Source organism: Pseudomonas serbica, assembly GCF_028823535.1.
In the GTDB taxonomy this organism is placed as follows: Bacteria; Pseudomonadota; Gammaproteobacteria; order Pseudomonadales; family Pseudomonadaceae; genus Aquipseudomonas; species Aquipseudomonas serbica.
This window is the reverse complement of the sequence record NZ_JAQIYM010000012.1, coordinates 130,296-151,739: the sequence shown is the minus strand read 5'-3', so window position 1 is coordinate 151,739 and position 21,444 is coordinate 130,296. Positions and strand designations below refer to the sequence as shown.

At 60.5% G+C, this 21,444-nt stretch carries 20 protein-coding genes; 17 read left to right on the top strand and 3 right to left on the bottom strand.

Annotated elements, in window-relative coordinates:
• Window positions 1-31: 31 nt before the first annotated feature.
• Complete coding sequence (locus NQL71_RS20730) at window positions 32-982, bottom strand: DUF1853 family protein (RefSeq protein ID WP_046818062.1); 951 nt, start codon at window positions 980-982, stop codon at window positions 32-34.
• 111 nt (window positions 983-1,093) lie between these two features.
• On the opposite strand from NQL71_RS20730, the gene NQL71_RS20725 reads away from it, so the two are divergent.
• From NQL71_RS20725 to NQL71_RS20690, 8 genes are all read left to right on the top strand, one after another.
• Window positions 1,094-1,984: an NAD(+) kinase gene (locus tag NQL71_RS20725; RefSeq protein WP_027923400.1), complete on the top strand. Its 891-nt coding sequence runs from the start codon at window positions 1,094-1,096 to the stop codon at window positions 1,982-1,984.
• Window positions 1,981-2,955: a metallophosphoesterase gene (locus NQL71_RS20720; RefSeq protein ID WP_410454527.1), complete on the top strand. Its 975-nt coding sequence runs from the start codon at window positions 1,981-1,983 to the stop codon at window positions 2,953-2,955. Before NQL71_RS20725 ends, NQL71_RS20720 begins: the two co-directional genes overlap by 4 nt.
• Entirely contained in the window at window positions 2,952-3,821 is an 870-nt protein-coding gene (locus tag NQL71_RS20715; RefSeq protein WP_046818064.1) for a rhomboid family intramembrane serine protease, read from the top strand. The genes NQL71_RS20720 and NQL71_RS20715 overlap by 4 nt, the downstream gene beginning before the upstream one ends.
• 34 nt (window positions 3,822-3,855) lie before the next feature.
• A complete protein-coding gene (locus tag NQL71_RS20710) occupies window positions 3,856-4,116 on the top strand; it encodes a YeaC family protein (RefSeq protein ID WP_020799300.1) in 261 nt (86 codons plus the stop codon).
• Entirely contained in the window at window positions 4,113-4,943 is an 831-nt protein-coding gene (locus NQL71_RS20705; protein WP_077183792.1) for a DUF2797 domain-containing protein, read from the top strand. The genes NQL71_RS20710 and NQL71_RS20705 overlap by 4 nt, the downstream gene beginning before the upstream one ends.
• Before the next feature lie 10 nt (window positions 4,944-4,953).
• Entirely contained in the window at window positions 4,954-7,611 is a 2,658-nt protein-coding gene (gene pepN / locus NQL71_RS20700) for an aminopeptidase N (protein ID WP_274643189.1), read from the top strand.
• 430 nt (window positions 7,612-8,041) lie between these two features.
• Complete coding sequence (locus tag NQL71_RS20695; protein WP_274643188.1) at window positions 8,042-9,100, top strand: YCF48-related protein; 1,059 nt, start codon at window positions 8,042-8,044, stop codon at window positions 9,098-9,100.
• Between the two features lie 28 nt (window positions 9,101-9,128).
• Window positions 9,129-11,513 carry an efflux RND transporter permease subunit gene (locus tag NQL71_RS20690; protein WP_046818068.1) on the top strand — a complete coding sequence of 795 codons (2,385 nt, stop codon included), beginning with the start codon at window positions 9,129-9,131 and terminating at the stop codon, window positions 11,511-11,513.
• Window positions 11,514-11,677: 164 nt separating this feature from the next.
• Here NQL71_RS20690 and NQL71_RS20685 read toward each other — a convergent pair whose 3' ends face one another.
• Window positions 11,678-12,397, bottom strand: coding sequence for a FadR/GntR family transcriptional regulator (locus NQL71_RS20685; RefSeq protein ID WP_274643217.1), 720 nt, complete (start codon window positions 12,395-12,397; stop codon window positions 11,678-11,680).
• 184 nt (window positions 12,398-12,581) lie between these two features.
• On the bottom strand, window positions 12,582-14,318 hold the full coding sequence (locus NQL71_RS20680; RefSeq protein ID WP_046818070.1) for an IlvD/Edd family dehydratase: 1,737 nt from the start codon (window positions 14,316-14,318) through the stop codon (window positions 12,582-12,584).
• A 193-nt stretch (window positions 14,319-14,511) separates the two neighbouring features.
• On the opposite strand from NQL71_RS20680, the gene NQL71_RS20675 reads away from it, so the two are divergent.
• The 9 genes from NQL71_RS20675 to NQL71_RS20635 all read left to right on the top strand — a co-directional run bounded on the left by NQL71_RS20675 (window position 14,512) and on the right by NQL71_RS20635 (window position 21,444).
• Window positions 14,512-15,834 carry an MFS transporter gene (locus NQL71_RS20675; RefSeq protein ID WP_046818071.1) on the top strand — a complete coding sequence of 441 codons (1,323 nt, stop codon included), beginning with the start codon at window positions 14,512-14,514 and terminating at the stop codon, window positions 15,832-15,834.
• Between the two features lie 156 nt (window positions 15,835-15,990).
• On the top strand, window positions 15,991-16,983 hold the full coding sequence (gene araD1 / locus NQL71_RS20670) for an AraD1 family protein (RefSeq protein ID WP_077183787.1): 993 nt from the start codon (window positions 15,991-15,993) through the stop codon (window positions 16,981-16,983).
• 10 nt (window positions 16,984-16,993) lie between these two features.
• Window positions 16,994-18,574 carry an aldehyde dehydrogenase (NADP(+)) gene (locus tag NQL71_RS20665; RefSeq protein ID WP_248687507.1) on the top strand — a complete coding sequence of 527 codons (1,581 nt, stop codon included), beginning with the start codon at window positions 16,994-16,996 and terminating at the stop codon, window positions 18,572-18,574.
• Between the two features lie 122 nt (window positions 18,575-18,696).
• Window positions 18,697-19,038: a DUF5629 family protein gene (locus tag NQL71_RS20660; protein WP_248687506.1), complete on the top strand. Its 342-nt coding sequence runs from the start codon at window positions 18,697-18,699 to the stop codon at window positions 19,036-19,038.
• Window positions 19,031-20,200, top strand: a complete 1,170-nt coding sequence (locus tag NQL71_RS20655; protein WP_274643187.1) for a lactonase family protein — start codon at window positions 19,031-19,033, stop codon at window positions 20,198-20,200. Before NQL71_RS20660 ends, NQL71_RS20655 begins: the two co-directional genes overlap by 8 nt.
• A gap of 156 nt (window positions 20,201-20,356) precedes the next feature.
• Window positions 20,357-20,536, top strand: a complete 180-nt coding sequence (locus NQL71_RS20650; protein ID WP_007941320.1) for a hypothetical protein — start codon at window positions 20,357-20,359, stop codon at window positions 20,534-20,536.
• 200 nt (window positions 20,537-20,736) lie between these two features.
• Window positions 20,737-20,862: a hypothetical protein gene (locus NQL71_RS20645; RefSeq protein WP_265183385.1), complete on the top strand. Its 126-nt coding sequence runs from the start codon at window positions 20,737-20,739 to the stop codon at window positions 20,860-20,862.
• Between the two features lie 115 nt (window positions 20,863-20,977).
• A complete protein-coding gene (locus NQL71_RS20640) occupies window positions 20,978-21,190 on the top strand; it encodes a hypothetical protein (RefSeq protein ID WP_046818075.1) in 213 nt (70 codons plus the stop codon).
• On the top strand, window positions 21,187-21,444 hold the full coding sequence (locus tag NQL71_RS20635) for a hypothetical protein (RefSeq protein ID WP_077183782.1): 258 nt from the start codon (window positions 21,187-21,189) through the stop codon (window positions 21,442-21,444). The genes NQL71_RS20640 and NQL71_RS20635 overlap by 4 nt, the downstream gene beginning before the upstream one ends.

Below are 21,444 nucleotides of genomic sequence, written 5' to 3'. Positions count from 1 at the left end.
CGCGAAGAGGCCAGTTCAGACGCCAAGAAACTCAACCTTGCCCCGGCACATTCGGCCAAAGATCCGCCACCAGAAACAATCGTTCGGCTTCCTCCCAATCGCCCAGGGCATTTTCCGTCAGGCGCACCAGCAGTTGCGCTGGCGCCAGCGGCTCCAGATCGCTCAGCCAGGCATTCAGTTGTTCCTCGTCCCACGTCTGCTCCGCCGGGTAGTGCGCCGGTGCCAGCCAGGCATGGCGGGGCAAGGGTTGCCAGCGGCCCGGCGGACTCTGGGCGAAAAACGCCGACCAGTCCTTCTGATGCAACCAGCGACCGCGCAAGTGCTGCGGGTGCGCGCCACTGGGTGATGCGGCCTGCCCCGGCCACGGGTAGAGCAAATAACCGCCCAGCCACAAATGCGCGTTGAACTGCCGGATGTCCAGCGCCGCCAACACTTCGCGACTCTCCGGGCGCGCGGAGATCGGCAGTTGATGCTGGCTCAGGTGCGCCAGTTTGCGGTCCAGCCGATCGTGGCAACCCGGGCCGAGCCATTGCGCAGTGTCGTGCCCGTCGCCATTTTGCGGGCCGAGATACAGTTTGATCGCCAGTTCCAGGTGATGCACGCCATCGCGATCGCGCAGCAGCATGTCCAACTCGCCCAGGGTGTGACCTTCGCGGCGGATCGGCATATTGGCGGCAATCAACTCGATACCCGGCGCATGCTGCACGGCGAACTGCCAGAGACGCTCATAGTACAGGCCCAGGCGTCGGGTACGGGCCTGGGCCAGCCAGTGCAGCAAACCGTAACTGTCCCGATCCAGTTTTCGCAGCCAGCTTTCGAGGTGTTCCGGGGCCTGCACCCAGTCGCTGCCGGCCAGCGGATGACGTTGCGGCCATGGCGTGGCGCTGAGCATCGGCGGGGCGAGGATGACCCACGCCAGGTCGCGCACTTCGGGGTGGCGCAACTGGTGGGGTAACTGCAGCAAATCTGGAAATAGGATCATCTTGCGAGCATAGCCCGAATCGTGGGTACACCTTGAGGCTGAAAGGATTTTGTCTATGCCGCGCTTTCGCCCATAATCGTGCTTTTCGCCGTCGCAGAGCTTAGGGGCCCCATGGAGCAATTTCGCAATATCGGCATCATCGGTCGCCTGGGCAGTTCCCAGGTGCTGGATACCGTACGCCGACTGAAACGTTTTCTGCTCGATCGTCACCTGCACGTGATCCTCGAAGACACCATTGCCGAAGTCCTGCCGGGCCACGGTTTGCAAACCTCGTCGCGCAAGATGCTGGGTGAGGTCTGTGACATGGTCATCGTGGTGGGCGGTGATGGCAGTCTGCTGGGGGCGGCCCGAGCCCTGGCCAAGCACAATATCCCGGTGCTCGGCATCAACCGTGGCAGCCTGGGCTTTCTCACCGACATCCGCCCCGATGAGCTGGAAGTCAAGGTCGCCGAAGTGCTTGACGGCCACTATCTGGTAGAAAACCGCTTCCTGCTGCAGGCCGAAGTTCGCCGTCATGCCGAAGCCATTGGCCAGGGCGATGCGCTGAACGATGTGGTGCTGCACCCCGGCAAATCGACGCGCATGATCGAATTCGAACTGTACATCGATGGCCAGTTCGTCTGCAGTCAGAAAGCCGACGGCCTGATCGTCGCCACACCGACCGGCTCCACGGCCTATGCGCTCTCTGCCGGTGGCCCGATCATGCATCCCAAGCTCGACGCTATTGTGATTGTGCCGATGTACCCCCATACCTTGTCAGGCAGGCCGATTGTGGTCGATGGCAACAGTGAGCTGAAAATCGTCGTGTCCAAGGATATGCAGATCTACCCGCAAGTCTCGTGTGACGGGCAGAACCACTTTACCTGTGCGCCCGGCGACACCATCACCATCAGCAAGAAAGCCCAGAAGTTGCGGCTGATCCACCCGCTCGACCACAACTACTATGAAGTGTGCCGGACCAAGCTCGGCTGGGGCAGCCGGTTGGGTGGTGGAGGCGACTGATGCTCGATCCCGCGCGTAGCTACGACCTGATCGGTGACGTGCACGGTTGCGCTCTGACCCTTGAGCACTTGCTCGACCGGCTCGGTTACCACAAGCAAGCGGGCGTCTGGCGCCATGCCTCGCGCATGGCGGTGTTCGTCGGCGATATCATCGACCGCGGACCGCGGATTCGCGAGGCCTTGCACATCGTCCACGATATGGTCGAAGCTGGCCAGGCGCTGTGCATCATGGGCAACCACGAGTTCAACGCCCTGGGCTGGGTCACCCCGGCACTGCCTGGCAGCGGCAAGCAGTTCGTGCGCGAGCACACCCCGCGCCATGCGCGCCTGCTGCACGAGACCCTGACCCAGTTCGAAAACCATCCGGCGGACTGGCATGACTTCCAGCAGTGGTTCTATGAACTGCCGCTGTTCGTCGATGCCGGGCGCTTCCGGGTGGTGCATGCCTGTTGGGACGCCGGCTTGATCGAGCCGCTGCGGGCCTTGTTCCCCGATGGCTGCGTCGACGAGCATTTCCTCCAGGCCTCGGCCATCCCCGGCAGTTTCGCCTGCACCGTGTTCGACCGCCTGTTGCGTGGTACCGACATGCGCCTGCCCCATGGCCTGACCATGACCAGTGGCGACGGCCTGACACGCTCGTTCTTCCGGACCAAATTCTGGGAAGACGATCCGCAAACCTACGGAGACATCGTGTTCCAGCCTGACGCATTACCCGACCCGGTGGCCCGAACCCCGCTGTCGTCAACGGAAAAAAACAACCTGCTGCGCTACGGCGCCGACGAGCCGTTGCTGTTCGTCGGCCATTACTGGCGCAGCGGCAAACCGGCGCCGATTCGTCCGAACCTGGCGTGCCTGGACTACAGTGCAGTGCTCTACGGAAAGCTGGTGGCCTATCGCCTGGACCAGGAAAGCCGGCTCGACCCGCACAAATTCGTCTGGGTCGATGTCGAGCGACCGGAGGTGTTGCAATGAGCACCATCGCAGTCTTGCGCCTGCCGCTGGCGGTCGATCTGAGTGGTTTCGTCCAGTTGCTGCAACGCATGCAGGTACCGCATCGGGTCAGCGAGGAAGCGGGTGAGCAGGTGCTGTGGGTGCCGGCGAACATCAGCGACGACGTGCGGGTGTTGTACGAACGTTATCCGCAGGGCGATCCGGAGCAGAAACTCGACATTCCGGTGGCACAGTCGACTCGTCGACCGAACTTCGCCTCGCAGCTCCGCCATGGCAAAGCCACCGCGACGGTGCTGCTGCTGAGCCTGGTCGTCGGCGCGCTGACGTTGCTTGGCGATAACCTGACCACCTTGCGCTGGCTGACGTTTCTCGATTTTCGCGTGGTCGGCGAGTACATCCATTTCGTGCCATTGGCGGACAGCCTGGCAGCGGGGCAATGGTGGCGCCTGGTGACGCCGATGCTGATCCACTTCGGCATCCTGCACCTGGCCATGAACGGCATGTGGTACTGGGAGCTGGGGCGGCGCATCGAATCGCGCCAGGGCAGTGTCAATCTCATCGGCCTGACCTTGTTGTTCAGCCTCGTGTCCAACTATGCCCAGTATCTCTTCAGCGGCCCGACCCTGTTTGGCGGCTTGTCCGGGGTGCTGTACGGCCTGCTCGGGCACTGCTGGATCTTTCAGGTTCTGTCGCCGAACAGCGCCTATCGTCTGCCCCGTGGGGTGTTGGCGATGATGCTGATATGGCTGCTGCTGTGCCTGTCCGGGCTGGTCTCGATGATCGGCTTCGGCGAAATTGCCAACGCGGCCCACGTTGGCGGGTTGCTCGTCGGATGCTTGACCGGCTTGTTGGGTGGTTTGTACAACCGCCGTAAACTGGCCGCCTAAAACTTTTATGTGATTCAAAGAGCACGGAGACCCAATGTCCTCTTTTAACGAAATGATCAAGAACATCACCCCGGACATCTACCAGAGCCTGAAGCTGGCGGTGGAAATCGGAAAATGGTCCGATGGTGGCAAGCTCACCGCCGAACAACGCGAACTGTCGTTGCAGGCGATGATCGCCTGGGAAATCAAGAACCTGCCTGAAGAAGAACGTACTGGCTACATGGGCCCGCAGGAATGTAGCTCCAAGTCGATTCAAGTGCCCAATATCCTGTTCAAGTCGGATGCCATCCATTGATCGAGATTGGCCGCGGTGCAATCAGTAAAATGTCGGCGCGCCTGGACGGGCCGAACGTGCAATACGCATTTCGCCTGGGCGACGTCGAGGTTCCGGTCAATCCGTTGATCGGCACCACGGTGCGCCTGGAATACCTGGGGTCGATCCACTGCACCCATTGCGGACGCAAGACCAAGACCAGTTTCAGCCAGGGTTACTGCTACCCGTGCATGACCAAGCTGGCCCAGTGCGACGTGTGCATCATGAGCCCGGAACGCTGCCATTTCGACGCCGGCACCTGCCGGGAGCCGGAGTGGGGCCAGACGTTCTGCATGACCGATCACATCGTTTACCTGTCGAATTCCTCAGGGGTCAAGGTCGGGATCACCCGCGCCACCCAGTTGCCGACCCGCTGGATCGACCAGGGCGCCAGTCAGGCGTTGCCGATCATGCGCGTTGCGACCCGCCAGCAATCAGGCTTCGTCGAAGACCTGTTCCGCAGCCAGGTCGCCGACAAGACCAACTGGCGTGCCTTGCTCAAGGGCGATGCGGTGTCGGTGGATCTGCCGCAGATCCGTGACCAGTTGTTCGACAGCTGCGCCGAGGGCCTGCAAGGCTTGCAGGAACGATTCGGCCTGCAGGCGATCCAGACGATTGCCGACGTTGAACCGCTCGAGATCCGCTTTCCGGTCGAGCAGTACCCGGCGAAGATCGTCAGCTTCAACCTGGACAAGAACCCGATTGCCGAGGGCACGCTGATGGGAATCAAGGGCCAATACCTGATTTTCGATACCGGCGTGATCAACATTCGTAAATACACGGCTTATCAGCTCGCCGTGCATCGTTAAGGACTCCAGCATGCGCACCGAACAACCGAAGATGATCTACCTCAAGGACTATCAGGCGCCCGAGTACCTGATCGACGAAACGCACCTGACCTTCGAGTTGTTCGAGGACCACAGCCTGGTCCATGCGCAACTGGTGATGCGCCGCAACCCCGAGCGTGGCCCGGGCCTGCCGCCGCTGGTGCTGGATGGTCAACAGCTGGAACTGCTGGCGGTCACTCTGGCCGACCAGGAACTTTGCGCAGGCCAGTACCAGCTGACCGAAAATCACCTGACCCTGCACCCGACCAGCACCAACTTCACGGTCGACACCAGCGTCAAGATCCACCCGGAAACCAACACCGCGCTGGAAGGCCTGTACAAGTCTGGCACGATGTTCTGCACCCAATGCGAGGCCGAAGGCTTCCGCAAGATCACCTATTACCTCGACCGCCCTGACGTGATGAGCACGTTCACCACCACGGTGGTCGCCGAGCAGCACAGCTATCCGGTGCTGCTGTCCAACGGCAACCCGATTGCCTCGGGTCCCGGCGAAGACGGCCGGCACTGGGCGACCTGGGAAGATCCGTTCAAGAAACCGGCTTATCTGTTTGCCCTGGTGGCCGGTGATTTGTGGTGCGTCGAAGACAGCTTCACCACCATGAGCGAGCGCACCGTGGCCCTGCGCATCTATGTCGAGCCGGAAAACATCGACAAATGCCAGCACGCCATGAACAGCCTGAAAAAATCCATGCGCTGGGACGAAGAGGTTTACGGTCGCGAGTACGATCTGGACATTTTCATGATCGTCGCGGTGAATGACTTCAACATGGGCGCCATGGAGAACAAGGGGCTCAACATCTTCAACTCCAGCGCCGTGCTGGCCAAGGCCGAGACCGCCACCGACGCCGCGCACCAGCGGGTCGAGGCCATCGTGGCCCACGAATACTTCCACAACTGGTCAGGCAACCGCGTAACCTGCCGCGACTGGTTCCAGTTGTCGCTCAAGGAAGGCTTCACCGTGTTCCGCGATTCCGGCTTCTCCGCCGACATGAACTCGGCGACGGTCAAGCGCATCCAGGACGTCGCCTACCTGCGTACCCACCAGTTCGCCGAAGACGCAGGTCCCATGGCCCACGCGGTGCGTCCGGACAGCTTCATCGAGATCTCCAACTTCTACACCCTGACCGTGTACGAAAAGGGCTCGGAAGTGGTCGGCATGATCCACACCCTGCTGGGCGCCGAAGGCTTCCGTAAGGGCAGTGACCTGTATTTCGAACGCCATGACGGCCAGGCCGTGACCTGCGATGACTTCATCAAGGCCATGGAAGATGCCAACGGCGTCGACCTGACCCAGTTCAAGCGCTGGTACAGCCAGGCTGGCACACCTCGTTTGGCGGTGAGCGAGTCCTACGACGCCGCGGCGAAAACCTACAGCCTGACCTTCCGCCAGAGCTGCCCGCCAACGCCGGACAAGGTGGAAAAACTGCCGTTCGTGATTCCGGTCGAACTCGGCCTGCTGGATAGCCAGGGCGGTGAAATGGCTCTGCGCCTTGCCGGTGAGGCGGCGGCGCAAGGCACTTCCCGCGTCATCTCGGTAACCGAAGCCGAGCAGACGTTCACTTTCGTCGACATCGCCGAACAGCCGCTGCCTTCGCTGCTGCGGGGCTTCTCGGCACCGGTGAAACTGAGCTTCCCGTATAACCGTGACCAACTGATGTTCCTGATGCAGCACGACAGCGACGGCTTCAATCGCTGGGATGCCGGTCAACAATTGTCGGTGCAGGTACTGCAGGAACTGATCGCCCAACAGCAGAAGGGCGAAGCGCTGGTGCTGGATCAGCGTCTGGTTGCGGCCTTGCGGACCGTTCTGTCGGATGAGTCGCTGGACCAGGCGATGGTCGCCGAAATGCTGTCGCTGCCAAGCGAAGCCTATCTCACCGAAATCAGTGAAGTCGCTGATGTCGAAGCCATCCACATCGCCCGCGAGTTTGCCCGCAAACAACTGGCCGATGCGTTGTTCGAAGGGCTATGGCTGCGTTACCAGGCCAACCGCGACCTGTCCAAGCAGACTCCGTACGTGGCCGAAGCCGAGCATTTCGCCCGTCGTGCATTGCAGAACATTGCGCTGTCGTACCTGATGCTCAGCGGCAAGCCTGAAGTGCTGGCAGCGACGCTGGAACAGTTCGAGGCCTGCGACAACATGACCGAACGCCTGACCGCGCTCGCCGTGCTGGTCAACTCGCCGTTCGAAGAGCAAAAAGCCAAGGCCCTGGCCAGCTTCGCCGAGCACTTCAAGGACAACCCGCTGGTCATGGATCAGTGGTTCAGCGTCCAGGCCGGCAGTGTGTTGCCCGGTGGCCTGGATCGGGTCAAGGCATTGATGCAGCACCCGGCGTTCAACATCAAGAACCCGAACAAGGTACGGGCGCTGATCGGCGCATTCGCCGGGCAGAACCTGATCAACTTCCATGCGGCGGATGGTTTCGGGTATCGCTTCCTGGCGGACCTGGTGATCGAGTTGAACGGCTTCAATCCGCAGATTGCTTCGCGGCAGTTGGCGCCTTTGACTCGGTGGCGCAAATACGATGATGCTCGCCAGGCACTGATGAAGGGTGAGCTGGAGCGGATTCGGGCTTCGGGTCAGCTGTCCAGTGATGTGTTTGAAGTGGTCAGCAAAAGCCTGGCTTGAGGTTGGTGTTGTTCCCGCAGGGTTCACTCGGACCCTGCGAGGGCATATCTCCCACAGGTGTACACCGATCAACCTGTAGGAGCCGGCTTGCTGGCGATGGCGGCCAGACAGCCGACCTGTTTTTATTGACTGTGTACAGATCCGTTATGTAGGTAACGGATATGTACACGAACCCAAAACCTAAATCCTGAAGACAGCAATCACCCCACCTGATACCCAATCATTCAGAAATACCCCATCCCCCTGCGGTTAACAAAACATAACGTGCCGTCGATTGTCAGCCCTTCAAAAACACCGATAGGATAAGCCAGCTTCCGAAGGGGCTCTGGATTGCGGGTTTCAAGACTATGTGAAACAGGTCAACCCGCGAATACCCCTTACGGCGCCCTGAAAGGTTGAATGACCTAACAATAATAATGGGGGAAGGTCTATGAGTGAGCCTGTCATGGGTGTGGGTACCTGCCGCCCGCCGGCATTGCGCAAGTTCGCGTTGCTGGCTACAGCGCTCTCGCTGTTGGGCTGTGCCGTGTGGTCGGCACCGGCACCGGTGCTGGCCGCTGACGCGCCGGCATCCGACGTTGTTTATTCCGTTGAATCGGCCAAGGCCAGCAAAAGCCTGGTGCTCGATGTCGCGCACGCCGGCAAGCGCCTGGTGGCGGTCGGGGATCGCGGGCACATTCTGTATTCCGATGACCAGGGCGCGACCTGGACACAGGCCAAGGTGCCAACCCGGCAGCTGCTGACCTCGGTGTTCTTTGTCGATGACAAGCACGGCTGGGCCGTCGGGCATGATGCGCAGATCCTCGCCAGCGAGGACGGCGGTATCACCTGGACCAAGCAATTCGAAGACCTGAAACGCGAATCGCCACTGCTCGACGTCTGGTTCCAGGACGCCAGCAGCGGCTTTGCCGTGGGCGCCTATGGGGCGTTGATGGCCACCACCGACGGCGGGAAAAACTGGGAAGACGTCAGCGATCGCCTGGACAACGAAGACCAGTTCCACCTCAACGCCATCACTTCGGTGAAGGATGCCGGCCTGTTCATCGTGGGCGAGCAGGGCAGCATGTTCCGCTCGGCCGATTGGGGCCAGACCTGGGAAAAGCTCGAAGGCCCGTATGAGGGTTCGCTGTTCGGTGTGATCGGCACCGCGCAACCCAATACGCTGTTGGCGTATGGTCTGCGCGGCAACCTCTACCGCTCCACGGATTTCGGCAGCAACTGGGAAAAAGTCGAACTCAAGGCTGAACGCGGTAATCTGGAATTCGGCCTGTCCGGCGCTACATTGCTTGACGATGGGTCGATCGTGATCGTTGGCAACGGCGGTTCCGTGATCAGTAGCAGCGACAACGGCGAAACCTTCAGCGTCTTTAACCGTCGGGATCGTATCTCGCTCTCGTCGGTGGTCGCCGCAGGCAATGGCAATCTGATTCTGGTTGGACAGGGCGGCGTTCGCGCCACTTCGCCGAACGGCGCAGAGCTGGGCAAATGAGCCGGGTTAATAATAAGAAGGCGCAGCGATGACTTCCTTAAGCACACATCATCAGGACAAGGCGACGTTCCTCGAGCGCCTGATCTTCAACAACCGCCCGGCAGTGATTACGATCTGCTTGCTGGTGAGTATTTTCCTGTTCTGGCAGGCGACGCTGATCCGGCCGTCCACCAGCTTCGAAAAAATGATCCCGCTCGAGCATCCCTTCATCCAAAAGATGATGGAGCACCGTAACGATCTGGCGAACCTGGGCAACACCGTGCGCATTTCGGTGGAAGCCACCGATGGCGACATCTTCTCCAAGGAATACATGGAGACCCTGCGCCAGATCAACGACGAGGTGTTCTATATCTCCGGTGTCGATCGCTCCGGCCTCAAGTCGCTGTGGAGCCCGAGCATTCGCTGGACGGAAGTGACCGAAGAGGGCTTCGCGGGCGGTGAAGTGATTCCGCAGAGCTACAACGGCTCCCAGCAAAGCCTCGACTTGCTGCGCAACAACGTGCTCAAGTCAGGGCAGGTCGGGCGGCTGGTGGCCAACGACTTCAAGTCGAGTATCGTCGACATCCCGCTGCTGGAGTCCTACCCGGACCCGCAGGACCAGGGCAAGTTGCTGGCGCTGGACTATCGCAAGTTCTCCCACGAGCTCGAAGACAAGATCCGCAACAAGTTCGAAGCACAGAACCCGAACGTGAAGATCCACATCGTCGGTTTCGCCAAGAAAGTCGGTGACTTGATCGACGGCCTGGTGATGGTCGTGATGTTCTTCGGCATCGCCTTCGTCATCACCCTGATTCTCCTGCTGTGGTTCACCAACTGCCTGCGCAGTACCGTCGCCGTGTTGAGCACAACGCTGGTGGCCGTGATCTGGCAGCTGGGCTTGATGCACTTCTTCGGCTTCGGGCTGGATCCGTACTCGATGCTGGTGCCGTTCCTAATCTTCGCCATCGGTATTTCCCACGGCGTGCAGAAGATCAACGGTATCGCCCTGCAATCGAGCGAAGCGGAAAACGCCCTGACGGCCGCGCGACGCACATTCCGCCAGCTGTTCCTGCCGGGGATGATCGCGATTCTCGCCGATGCCGTGGGCTTCATCACGCTGCTGATCATCGATATTGGTGTCATCCGTGAGCTGGCCATCGGCGCTTCCATCGGTGTGGCGGTAATCGTATTCACCAACCTGATCCTGTTGCCGGTGGCGATTTCCTATGTCGGCATCAGCAAGCGTGCGGTCGAGCGCAGCAAGAAAGACGCGGTGCGTGAACATCCGTTCTGGCGCCTGCTGGCGAACTTTGCCAGCGCGAAAGTGGCCCCGGTTTCCATTCTGCTGGCACTGATCGCCTTTGGCGGCGGCCTCTGGTACAGCCAGAACCTGAAAATCGGTGACCTCGACCAGGGCGCGCCGGAACTGCGCCCGGACTCGCGTTACAACAAGGACAACAACTTCATCATCAGCAACTACTCCACCAGTTCCGATGTGTTGGTGGTGATGGTCAAGACCAAGGCCGAAGGCTGCTCGCGCTACGAAGCCATGGCGCCGATCGACGAGCTGATGTGGAAGATGCAGAACACCGAGGGCGTGCAGTCGGCGATTTCCCTGGTCACCGTGTCCAAGCAGATGATCAAGGGCATGAACGAGGGCAACCTGAAATGGGAAACCCTGTCGCGTAACCCGGACGTGCTGAACAACTCCATCGCCCGTGCCGATGGCCTGTACAACAACAGCTGTTCATTGGCGCCGGTACTGGTGTTCCTCAACGATCACAAGGCCGAAACCCTGGATCGTGCGGTGCATGCGGTGCAGGAGTTCGCCAAGGCGAACAATACCGAGAACCTGGAGTTCATCCTGGCGGCCGGTAACGCGGGAATCGAGGCAGCCACCAACGAAGTGATCAAGAAGTCCGAACTGACCATCTTGATCCTGGTGTACATCTGCGTCGCGGTCATGTGCATGATCACCTTCCGCTCCTGGGCGGCGACCCTGTGCATCGTGCTGCCACTGGTGCTGACCTCGGTACTCGGCAACGCGCTGATGGCCTTCATGGGCATCGGCGTGAAAGTCGCGACCCTGCCGGTCGTGGCGCTCGGGGTGGGGATTGGCGTGGACTACGGCATCTACATCTACAGCCGACTGGAAAGCTTCCTGCGTGCTGGCCTGCCGTTGCAGGAGGCGTACTACCAGACGCTGAAATCCACCGGCAAGGCGGTACTGTTTACCGGTTTGTGCCTGGCGATCGGCGTGTGCACCTGGATCTTCTCGGCCATCAAGTTCCAGGCCGACATGGGCCTGATGCTGACCTTCATGTTGCTGTGGAACATGTTCGGCGCCCTGTGGCTGCTGCCGGCGCTGGCGCGGTTCCTGATCAAGCCGGAGAAACTGGCGGGGCAGAAGGGCAATTCGTTGTTTGCTCACTGATCCACGCTGAAATGAAAAAGCCGCAACCCTGGTTGCGGCTTTTTTGCATCTCAAATTCACAACCAACCCCTGTAGGAGCTGGCTTGCCAGCGATGGCGTGTCAGCCGACATCAATGTGTCTGACACACCATCGCTGTAAGCCAGCTCCTACAGGGGATCGTGTTTTATGAAGGATCGCTGCCAAGCACCACATTCAACGCACTGCGCGCATCATCCAGCTGCACCAGCGTGGCATGGCGCGCACCCAGCGCATCGCGATTTTCGATGGCCGTGAGAATCGCCTTGTGCCGTGGCAGGGCCAGCTCATGCAGGTTCGGCCGCTGGTTGGAATGCTTCAACGCCTCGGCAATCGCTACCGAGAGCATGTTGCACAGGTTCGCCAGCAAGTCGTTGTGGGTCGCATCGGCAATACGGCTGTGGAAATCCAGGTCCGGTTGCAGCAAGGCTTCCGGCGTCGGCGCAGCTTCCATGCGTTGGTAGGCTTCACCGATGGCGGCGATATCCGCGTCGGTGGCGAACTGCGCGGCGAGTGCGGCGGCGGCCGGTTCGATGATGCTGCGCACACTGGTCAGCAGGTCAAAGAACTGGTTTTGCGGGCTGCTTTGCATCAGCCAATGCAGGACGTCCGGGTCAAGCATGTGCCATTCCTTGCGCGGCTTGACCACCGTGCCGACCCGTGGACGGGAATACACCAGGCCCTTGGCGACCAGCACACGGGTGGCTTCGCGCAAGACGGGCCGGCTTACCGCGTATTCCTCGCACAGCAAGGCTTCGGCAGGCAGCTTGTCATCGGGCTGGAAGCGTCCGGAAACGATCTGCATGCCCAGTTCCTGGACGATGCGCGAGTGCATGCTTTTGCGGTCGGAGGGTTTGCGGTAATCCATGGGGAACGGCGCGGTCCTGGGCGGTGGAGATGCGGGCATGATAACAGGCACGGCACAATACTGAGGCGGGCATGGAGCAAATGTGGGAGCGAGCCTGCTCGCGAAGGCGGTTTATCATTCAACACTTATATTGACTGACACTACGCTTTCGCGAGCAGGCTCGCTCCCACAGGGCTTTGTGTAATCAGTGAGAATGACGCGGCACTTCGGCCCCACGGCAGCCGACCAGGAAGTCGAAGTCGCACCCTTGATCCGCCTGCAGCACATGGTCGATGTACAGCTGGCGATAGCCGCCCACCAGCAATTGCTGGGGTGGTTGCAGGTCCGCCATGCGGGCCGCCAGTTCGGCATCCGGGATGTCCAGGTGCAACCGGCCGCTGGCGCAGTCCAGCTCAATCCAGTCGCCTTCCTTCACCGCCGCCAAAGGCCCACCGGCCGCCGCTTCCGGTGCCACGTGCAGCACCACGGTGCCATACGCCGTACCGCTCATGCGCGCATCGGAAATGCGCACCATGTCGGTCACGCCCTGGGCCAGCAGCTTGGCCGGCAAGCCCATGTTGCCAACTTCGGCCATGCCCGGATAACCCTTGGGTCCGCAGTTCTTCATGACCAGGATCGAGTTGGCGTCCACGTCGAGTTCCGGATCGTTGATCCGCGCCTTGTACATGTCGAAGTTTTCGAACACCACCGCACGTCCACGGTGCTGCATCAGCTCTGCGCTGGCGGCGGAGGGCTTGAGCACCGCACCCAGCGGCGCCAGGTTGCCGCGCAACACGCAGATCCCGCCATCGGCGCGGATCGGGTTGTCGAGGGTACGGATCACTTCGTCTTCGCCATAGATCGGCGCATCCTTGGTGTTCTCGCCGATGGATTTGCCGTTGACGGTCAAGGCGTTCGGGTTCGGGATCAGATTGGCTTCGCCGAGGCGGCGTAATACTGCTGGCAGACCGCCGGCGTAGTAGAACTCTTCCATCAGGAAACGACCGGACGGTTGCAGGTCGACGATGGTCGGCATGCCGCGACCGATGCGCGTCCAGTCGTCCAGGTCCAACTCCACGCCGATGCGGCCGGCGATGGCCTTGAGGTGAATCACGGCGTTGGTCGAACCGCCGATGGCGGCGTTGACCCGGATCGCGTTCTCAAAGGCTTCCTTGGTCAGGATCTTTGACAGCTTCAGGTCTTCACGAACCATTTCCACCGCACGCATGCCGGACATGTGTGCCAATACATAGCGACGCGCGTCAACGGCGGGAATCGCCGCGTTGTGGGGCAGGGAGGTGCCCAGTGCTTCGGCCATGCAAGCCATGGTCGAGGCGGTGCCCATGGTGTTGCAGGTACCGGCCGAGCGGGACATGCCGCCCTCGGCCGCGAGGAAGTCATCGATGGTGATAGTGCCGGCCTTGACCTGTTCGCTGAGCTGCCAGACCACGGTGCCCGAGCCAATGTCCTTGCCCTTGTGCTTGCCGTTGAGCATCGGCCCGCCAGTGACGACGATCGCTGGCACGTCGCAACTGGCCGCGCCCATCAGCAATGCCGGGGTGGTCTTGTCACAACCGGTCAGCAGCACCACGCCATCGATGGGGTTGCCGCGAATCGCTTCTTCGACGTCCATGCTCGCCAGGTTGCGGGTCAGCATGGCGGTTGGGCGCAGGTTGGATTCACCGTTGGAGAACACCGGAAATTCCACCGGGAAGCCCCCGGCCTCGATCACGCCGCGCTTGACGTGTTCCGCAATCTGGCGGAAATGCGCGTTGCACGGGGTCAGTTCCGACCAGGTATTGCAAATGCCGATGATCGGCTTGCCATGGAACTGGTGGTCGGCGATGCCCTGATTCTTCATCCAGCTGCGGTACATGAAGCCGTTTTTATCGGCGGTGCCAAACCATTGGGCGGAGCGCAGGGTGGGTTTCTTATCAGACATGATCGCTTCTCTTATTGTATGACTATATTGTTCGAGCTGAAGCGTAACATAAGCGCAAATTCGTCTCTTTGGAAGTGTTGTTGGTTAAATAGTATTACTATATAGTCCTTTTCAGCGGAGGGATGGCCCTGACGGTTTGCCGTGAGAGGCGTCCCCCGAGGTTCTATAAAAACAACAATCGGAGACCGATCTCATGAGCCAGGAACTGCGGCTGATACGTCGCATCACGCTGAAACTGATTCCCTTCCTGATCCTGCTGTACCTGATCGCCTATGTGGATCGCTCCGCGGTAGGGTTCGCCAAATTGCACATGGGCGCCGACATCGGTCTGGGTGACGCGGCGTACGGGCTGGGCGCGGGGCTGTTCTTCATTGGCTATTTCCTCCTGGAAATCCCCAGCAACCTGATGCTTGACCGTTTTGGTGCGCGGCGCTGGTTCGCGCGGATCATGGTCACCTGGGGCGCCATCACCATCGGCATGGCCTTCGTCCAGGGGCCGAACAGCTTTTACCTGATGCGCTTTCTGCTCGGTGCAGCGGAAGCCGGATTCTTTCCAGGCGTTCTCTACTACATCACCCAGTGGTTCCCGGTGCGCCATCGCGGCAAGATCCTGGGCCTGTTCATCCTCTCCCAACCTATCGCGATGATGATCACCGGGCCCGTGTCCGGCGGTCTGCTGGGCATGGAAGGCATTCTTGGCCTGCATGGCTGGCAGTGGCTGTTCATCGTCATCGGCACCCCGGCGATCCTGCTGACCTGGCCGGTGCTGCGCTGGTTGCCGGATGGTCCGCAACAGGTGAAATGGATGGATCAGGCGGAAAAGGACTGGCTCAGTGGCGAGCTGAAAAAGGACCTGGAACTGTACGGCCAGACCCGTCACGGCAACCCGCTGCACGCCCTCAAGGACAAACGCGTATTGCTGCTGGCGCTGTTCTACCTGCCGGTGACACTGAGCATCTATGGCCTGGGCCTATGGCTGCCGACCCTGATCAAGCAGTTTGGCGGCACCGACCTGGTGACCGGGTTTGTCTCATCGGTGCCGTACATCTTCGGGATTATTGGTCTGCTGATCATCCCGCGCAGCTCCGATCGATTGAATGATCGTTACGGCCATCTGGCGGTGCTGTACGTGTTGGGTGCCATCGGCTTGTTCTTCAGCGCGTGGCTCTCGGTGCCGGTGTTGCAATTGGCGGCGTTGTGCCTGGTGGCGTTCTCGCTGTTTTCCTGCACGGCGATTTTCTGGACCTTGCCCGGTCGCTTTTTTGCCGGCGCGAGTGCGGCGGCGGGGATTGCATTGATCAACTCGGTGGGCAACCTGGGCGGCTACATCGGTCCGTTCGTGATTGGCGCACTCAAGGAATACACCGGCAACCTGGCGTCGGGGCTGTATTTCCTGTCCTGCGTGATGCTGTTCGGCCTGGTGTTGACCGGTGTGGTGTATCGCCTGTTGGAGCGCAAGCATGTGTTGCCGGCGGATGAGTTCGCCGCCAGTGCCCGTGGCGCGACCCGCACCTGACCCAGACATTTGGCAATCACCATCACCCCTGTGGGAGCGGGCTTGCTCGCGAATGCGCAGTGTCAGTCACCTGTGACGTTGTATGTGACGACCTCTTCGCGAGCAAGCCCGCTCCCACAGTTGGATCTGTAGCGTTTTCGATAATGGAGAAAATTCATGCGTTTGGTTCAGTTCGAATTGAGTAACGGCGAACGCCGCGTAGGCGTGGTCGAGGAAGGATTGGTCCGTGAAGTCCAAGACGCCCGCACGGTGCGCGACCTGGCGCTGGCGGCCATCGAGGCGGGGGTCAATCTTGAGCAGCAGGTGCGCAGCCTCGGGTTGGGCATCAGCCATGACTACGCCGAGCTGCTGGCGCAGCTGCGCATCTTGCCACCGCTGGATCACCCGGACCCGGCGCACATGCTGGTCAGTGGCACCGGCCTGACCCACCTGGGCAGCGCGTCGGCCCGGGACAAGATGCACCAGCAGGCCGGTGATGAAGCTTTGATGACCGACACCATGCGCATCTTCAAGTGGGGCGTGGAGGGCGGCAAACCCGCGACGGGCCAGGCGGGTGTGCAGCCGGAATGGTTCTACAAGGGCGACGGCAGCATCGTCGTACGCCCTGGCCAGCCGTTCCCGCTGCCACCCTTTGCCGAAGACGCCGGAGAAGAGCCCGAACTCAGCGGCCTGTACGTCATAGGTCACGACGGCAAGCCGTACCGCCTCGGTTTTGCCGTCGGCAACGAGTTTTCCGATCACGTCATGGAGCGCAAGAACTACCTGTACCTGGCCCACTCGAAGCTGCGCAGTTGCAGCTATGGACCAGAGCTGCGGGTCGGCGAACTGCCGCAACACCTGGTTGGTACCAGCCGCATCCTGCGCGACGGCCAGGTGCTGTGGCAGGACGAGTTTCTCAGCGGCGAGGCGAACATGTGCCACAGCCTGGCGAACCTTGAGTACCACCACTTCAAGTACAGCCAGTTCCTGCGTCCGGGTGATGTGCACATTCACTTCTTCGGCACCGCGACCCTGTCCTTTGCCGATGGCATTCGCACGCAACCTGGCGATGTGTTCGAGATCAGCCAGGGTGAATTCGGCGCGCCATTGATCAATGGCATCGCTCCTGTCGATGCGGCTTTCGCACCCGGCACCGTCGGCACTCTTTAAGGAGGTACCTATGACCCCAATTCTTGGCCACAACTACATCGGCGGCCAGCGCAGCGCGTTGGGCAGCGTGACTTTGCACAGCGTCGACGCCGAAACCGGTGAGGCATTGCCCTACGCCTTCATTCAGGCGACGCCCGACGAAGTCGACGCCGCCGCCAGGGCCGCCGCCGCGGCGTATCCGGCTTACCGCCGCTTGAGTGCCGAGCGTCGCGCACAATTTCTCGATGCGATCGCCGATGAACTGGATGCGCTGGGGGATGAGTTCGTATCCCTGGTGTGCCGCGAAACCGCGCTGCCTGCCGCACGGATCATCGGCGAGCGTGGCCGCACCAGCGGGCAGATGCGCCTGTTCGCCAAGGTGCTGCGGCGTGGCGATTTCTATGGCGCGCGCATCGACCGGGCCTTGCCTGAGCGTCAGCCATTGCCGCGTCCCGACCTGCGCCAATACCGTATCGGGCTGGGGCCGGTGGCAGTATTCGGGGCGAGTAATTTTCCGCTGGCGTTTTCCACGGCCGGGGGCGACACCGCGTCGGCTTTGGCCGCCGGCTGCCCGGTGGTGTTCAAGGCCCATGGCGGCCACATGGCCACGGCCGAGCAGGTAGCCGATGCGATGATTCGCGCGGCGGAAAAAACCGCCATGCCGGCCGGCGTGTTCAATATGATCTATGGCGGTGGGGTGGGCGAAGCACTGGTCAAGCATCCGGCCATCCAGGCAGTGGGCTTTACCGGTTCGCTAAAAGGCGGTCGAGCCTTGTGCGACATGGCTGCGGCTCGCCCGCAACCGATCCCGGTATTCGCCGAGATGTCGAGCATCAACCCAGTGATCGTGCTGCCCCAGGCGCTGCTGGCGCGCACGGAAACCATCGCCCGTGGCCTGTCGGCTTCGGTGGTCCAGGGTTGCGGTCAGTTCTGCACCAACCCCGGCCTGGTGATCGGCATCCGCTCGCCGCAGTTCACGGCCTTCCTCCAGTTACTGGCCGACATGATGGCCGATGAACCGGCGCAGACCATGCTCAACGCCGGGACGCTGGGCAGCTATGCGAAGGGCTTGCAAGCGCTCCTCGATCATCCTCGTATCGAGCACCTGGCGGGCCATCCGCAACAAGGGCGGCAGGCGCAGCCGCAACTGTTCAAAGCTGATGTCAGCCTGCTGATCGAGGGTGATGAAGTCCTGCAAGCGGAAGTGTTCGGCCCGACCACCGTGGTGGTCGAAGTGGCGGACCAGGCACAACTGAGCGCCGCGCTGAACGGGTTGCACGGCCAATTGACCGCGACCATCCTCGGCGAGCAAGCGGACTTCGAGCAGTTCAGCGAGCTGACCGGGTTGCTGGAGCAGAAGGTCGGGCGAATCCTGCTCAATGGTTACCCAACCGGCGTGGAGGTCTGCGATTCGATGGTCCATGGCGGGCCGTATCCGGCGACGTCGGATGCCCGCGGCACGTCGGTGGGCACCCTGGCCATCGACCGCTTCCTGCGCCCCGTATGTTTCCAGAACTATCCGGATAGCTTGCTGCCGGATGCGCTGAAAAACAGCAATCCACTGCGCATTCAGCGATTGGTGGATGGCCAACCGTCTCGTGAAGCGATCTAACAGCCAAATACGATTCCTTGTGGGAGCGGGCTTGCTCGCGAAGGAGGCCGACCAATCAATAGGGATGTCCCTGACCCATCGCTTTCGCGAGCAAGCCCGCTCCCACATTGGTATGAGGCGCAATGAGCTATCATTGCGTTTTTCCCATTCAAAGATTGACTGCCATGACTGCCGTTACAGACACCTTGCTAAACGCCCTCGAACACTGCGGGATGGTGGAAATCGATGGGCTGCATGCCTTCGAATTCGCCCTCGATGAAGACGATAACCTGCATATCGAATGCATGGATGGTCGAAATGCCCTGCACTGGGAGTTCACCCCCGCGCAAATTCAGGCGGCAACGTTCGATGCGACCCTGCAAAGCTGGCTGATCAACGACAACGATGGCGAACACCGCCTGGTCTGCCTCGGCGATGTCATCAGCGGCGACAACGACGACGATGATGATCAACAGGATGCGTAACCTCTGGCCGCTGTTGATCGCTGGCAGCATCGGTGCAATGGGCGTCCAGGTGGCCGCCGCCGACGACTATCAATTGCTCGTGGGTTCCTACACGGCCGGCCAGAGCCAGGGCATTTATCGCCTGGCCTTCGACAGTGCCACCGGACAGATCGACCCCAAGCCACTGCAGGTGGTCAAGAGCGAAAACCCGTCCTGGCTGACCCTGTCCAAGGACCAGCAGCGCCTGTTCGTGGTCAATGAAAACGGCCCGGGCCAGGCCGATCCGGTCGGGCGCGTGAGCAGTTTCGCCATCGATCCCAAGACTCATGCCCTTAGCCTGATCAACCAGGTGCAAACCCTGGGCAACGAGCCGACGCATTCGAGCCTGAGCAGTGATGCGAGCCATTTGTTCGTCAGCAACTACTCGGTGGCTGAAGACCCGGGCGGCACCCTGGCGGTGATACCGGTAGCGGCCGATGGCACGCTCAAATCGGTGGTGCAGTTGAGCAGCCATACGGCCAGCCGGGTCAACCCCGAGCGGCAGATGTCGGCGCATGTGCATTCGACGGTCTCGTCGCCGGACGGAAAATACGTTTTTTCCAACGACTTGGGGGCAGACAAGGTGTTCGCCTACCGCTTCGACCCCAAGGCCAATCCTGACTTGCCGTTGACCCCGGCCACTCCTGCATTCGTCCAGCTGCCACCCGGTAGCGGGCCGCGCCATTTGCTGTTCAGTGCCGATGGCAAACATGCCTGGCTGACCATGGAAATGAGCGCGCAAGTGGCGGTGTTCGATTACCGTGACGGCAAGCTCGAGCAAACCCAGAGGGTCGATCTGGCTGCCGGCCAACCGGTTTCGGACAAGGCCGCCGCGGCATTGCATGCATCGAAGGACGGCAAGTTTCTGTATGTCAGCAACCGTGGCACCGCCAACCAGTTGCTGGTGTTCGCCATCGACCCGGCGACCGGCCATCTCAAGGAACTGCAACGTCGCGCGGTTGAGGGCGATCATCCAAGGGAGTTCAGCCTTGATCCAAGTGGCAAGTTCCTGCTGATCGCCAACCAGAAAAGCAACCAGATTATCGTCGTCGAACGCGATGCCACGACCGGCTTGCTGGGCAAAACCGTGCAAAAGCTGCCGATGGATGCGCCCAGCGACTTGAAATTCCTGGTGCGTCAATAGGCCGCAGGCCTCGTGTGGTGGGGCCTGCATCCTTCTATCAATGCGGGTGATATGTGGAAGTGCTACAAAGCATTTCAAGCTGCTAAGCCTCGAAGGTTAAGTTTGCTTCACGGCCCCACCGGGCACGCAAGCCAACTGACTTCGAGGTACACCCGCATGAACTTCAATCTCTTCTCCGTAATCGCCGCTTCCGCCATTTCCGCCACCGTTGCGCTGCCTGCCAGTGCTAACGTTGAAATCAGCGACAAGAAATCCCACACCCAGAGCTACACCCAGAAATACCTGCAACAGAGTGCCAACTTCTACGCCGCGCTGGATCACAAAGCCCAGCACTGAAATTCCAGTCCTGCCGCCTTTATGCAGGAGCGAAGTCACTTGCCGTTCGAAGCCCAGGCCGCGAAAGGCGTTGAAGTGATGTCGCTCCTGCATAACGCGTTTGCGACAAGCCATCCTGTAATGCTTGATATCAGGAGGCCATGTCTCTAAATTTGACGCTGATTTTTTGACTCCTCCTTCTACAGAAAAGGATTGCCAAAATGACCCTGCGTCTCGCCGTTGTGCTGTTGTTCCTCTACTCGACCCCAATCCTGTCCGCTGCGGTACCCGTTCCCGGCGAACCCGACGCTGCCCGCGAGCGCATGATGAGTTTTATTGAAGACTGAGATAGTCTGGATCAATGATCAACGAAGTTGATATTTGCTATGCATCAGACTCGTTGGTTACCGGTACTTTTTTGATTGATTCTGTGGACTCTGAAACATGTCCACGGAGCTCATCATGGCCAGCACCCTCATCACCTCAGCCAAACACGGCGCCTATGTGGCTATCGGTCTTTACCTGGTCATGGTGCTGGTTGTCAGTCTTTCGCCGCAGTCGCAGCAAAGTATCGAACCACCGATTCATGTCGCGCACCCTGGCATCCAGTTCGAACATCGCGCGCAACAGGCGATGGTCGATCCGGCAGAACTGGCGGGAGTGGGCGGAGCATGAACCGTTGCAAACTTTTGGTCATCGCATTCCTGGCCTTCATCACCAACGGATTTTCCTTGCTGGGGATAGGGCAAGGTTCGATAGGCGGGGTAGCCCGGGCCATCGAAGCCAACCACAACATCGCGCGCAACATCGAAACGGCAAAGGCCATGGGCATGCTGGCCGGCAATCCGCCGATCAAATCCGATGAAGGTTTTTTCGGACCGTTTCACGTCGATTGCTCGGCGATAGGCATGTGCGAAGTACTAGCCTGA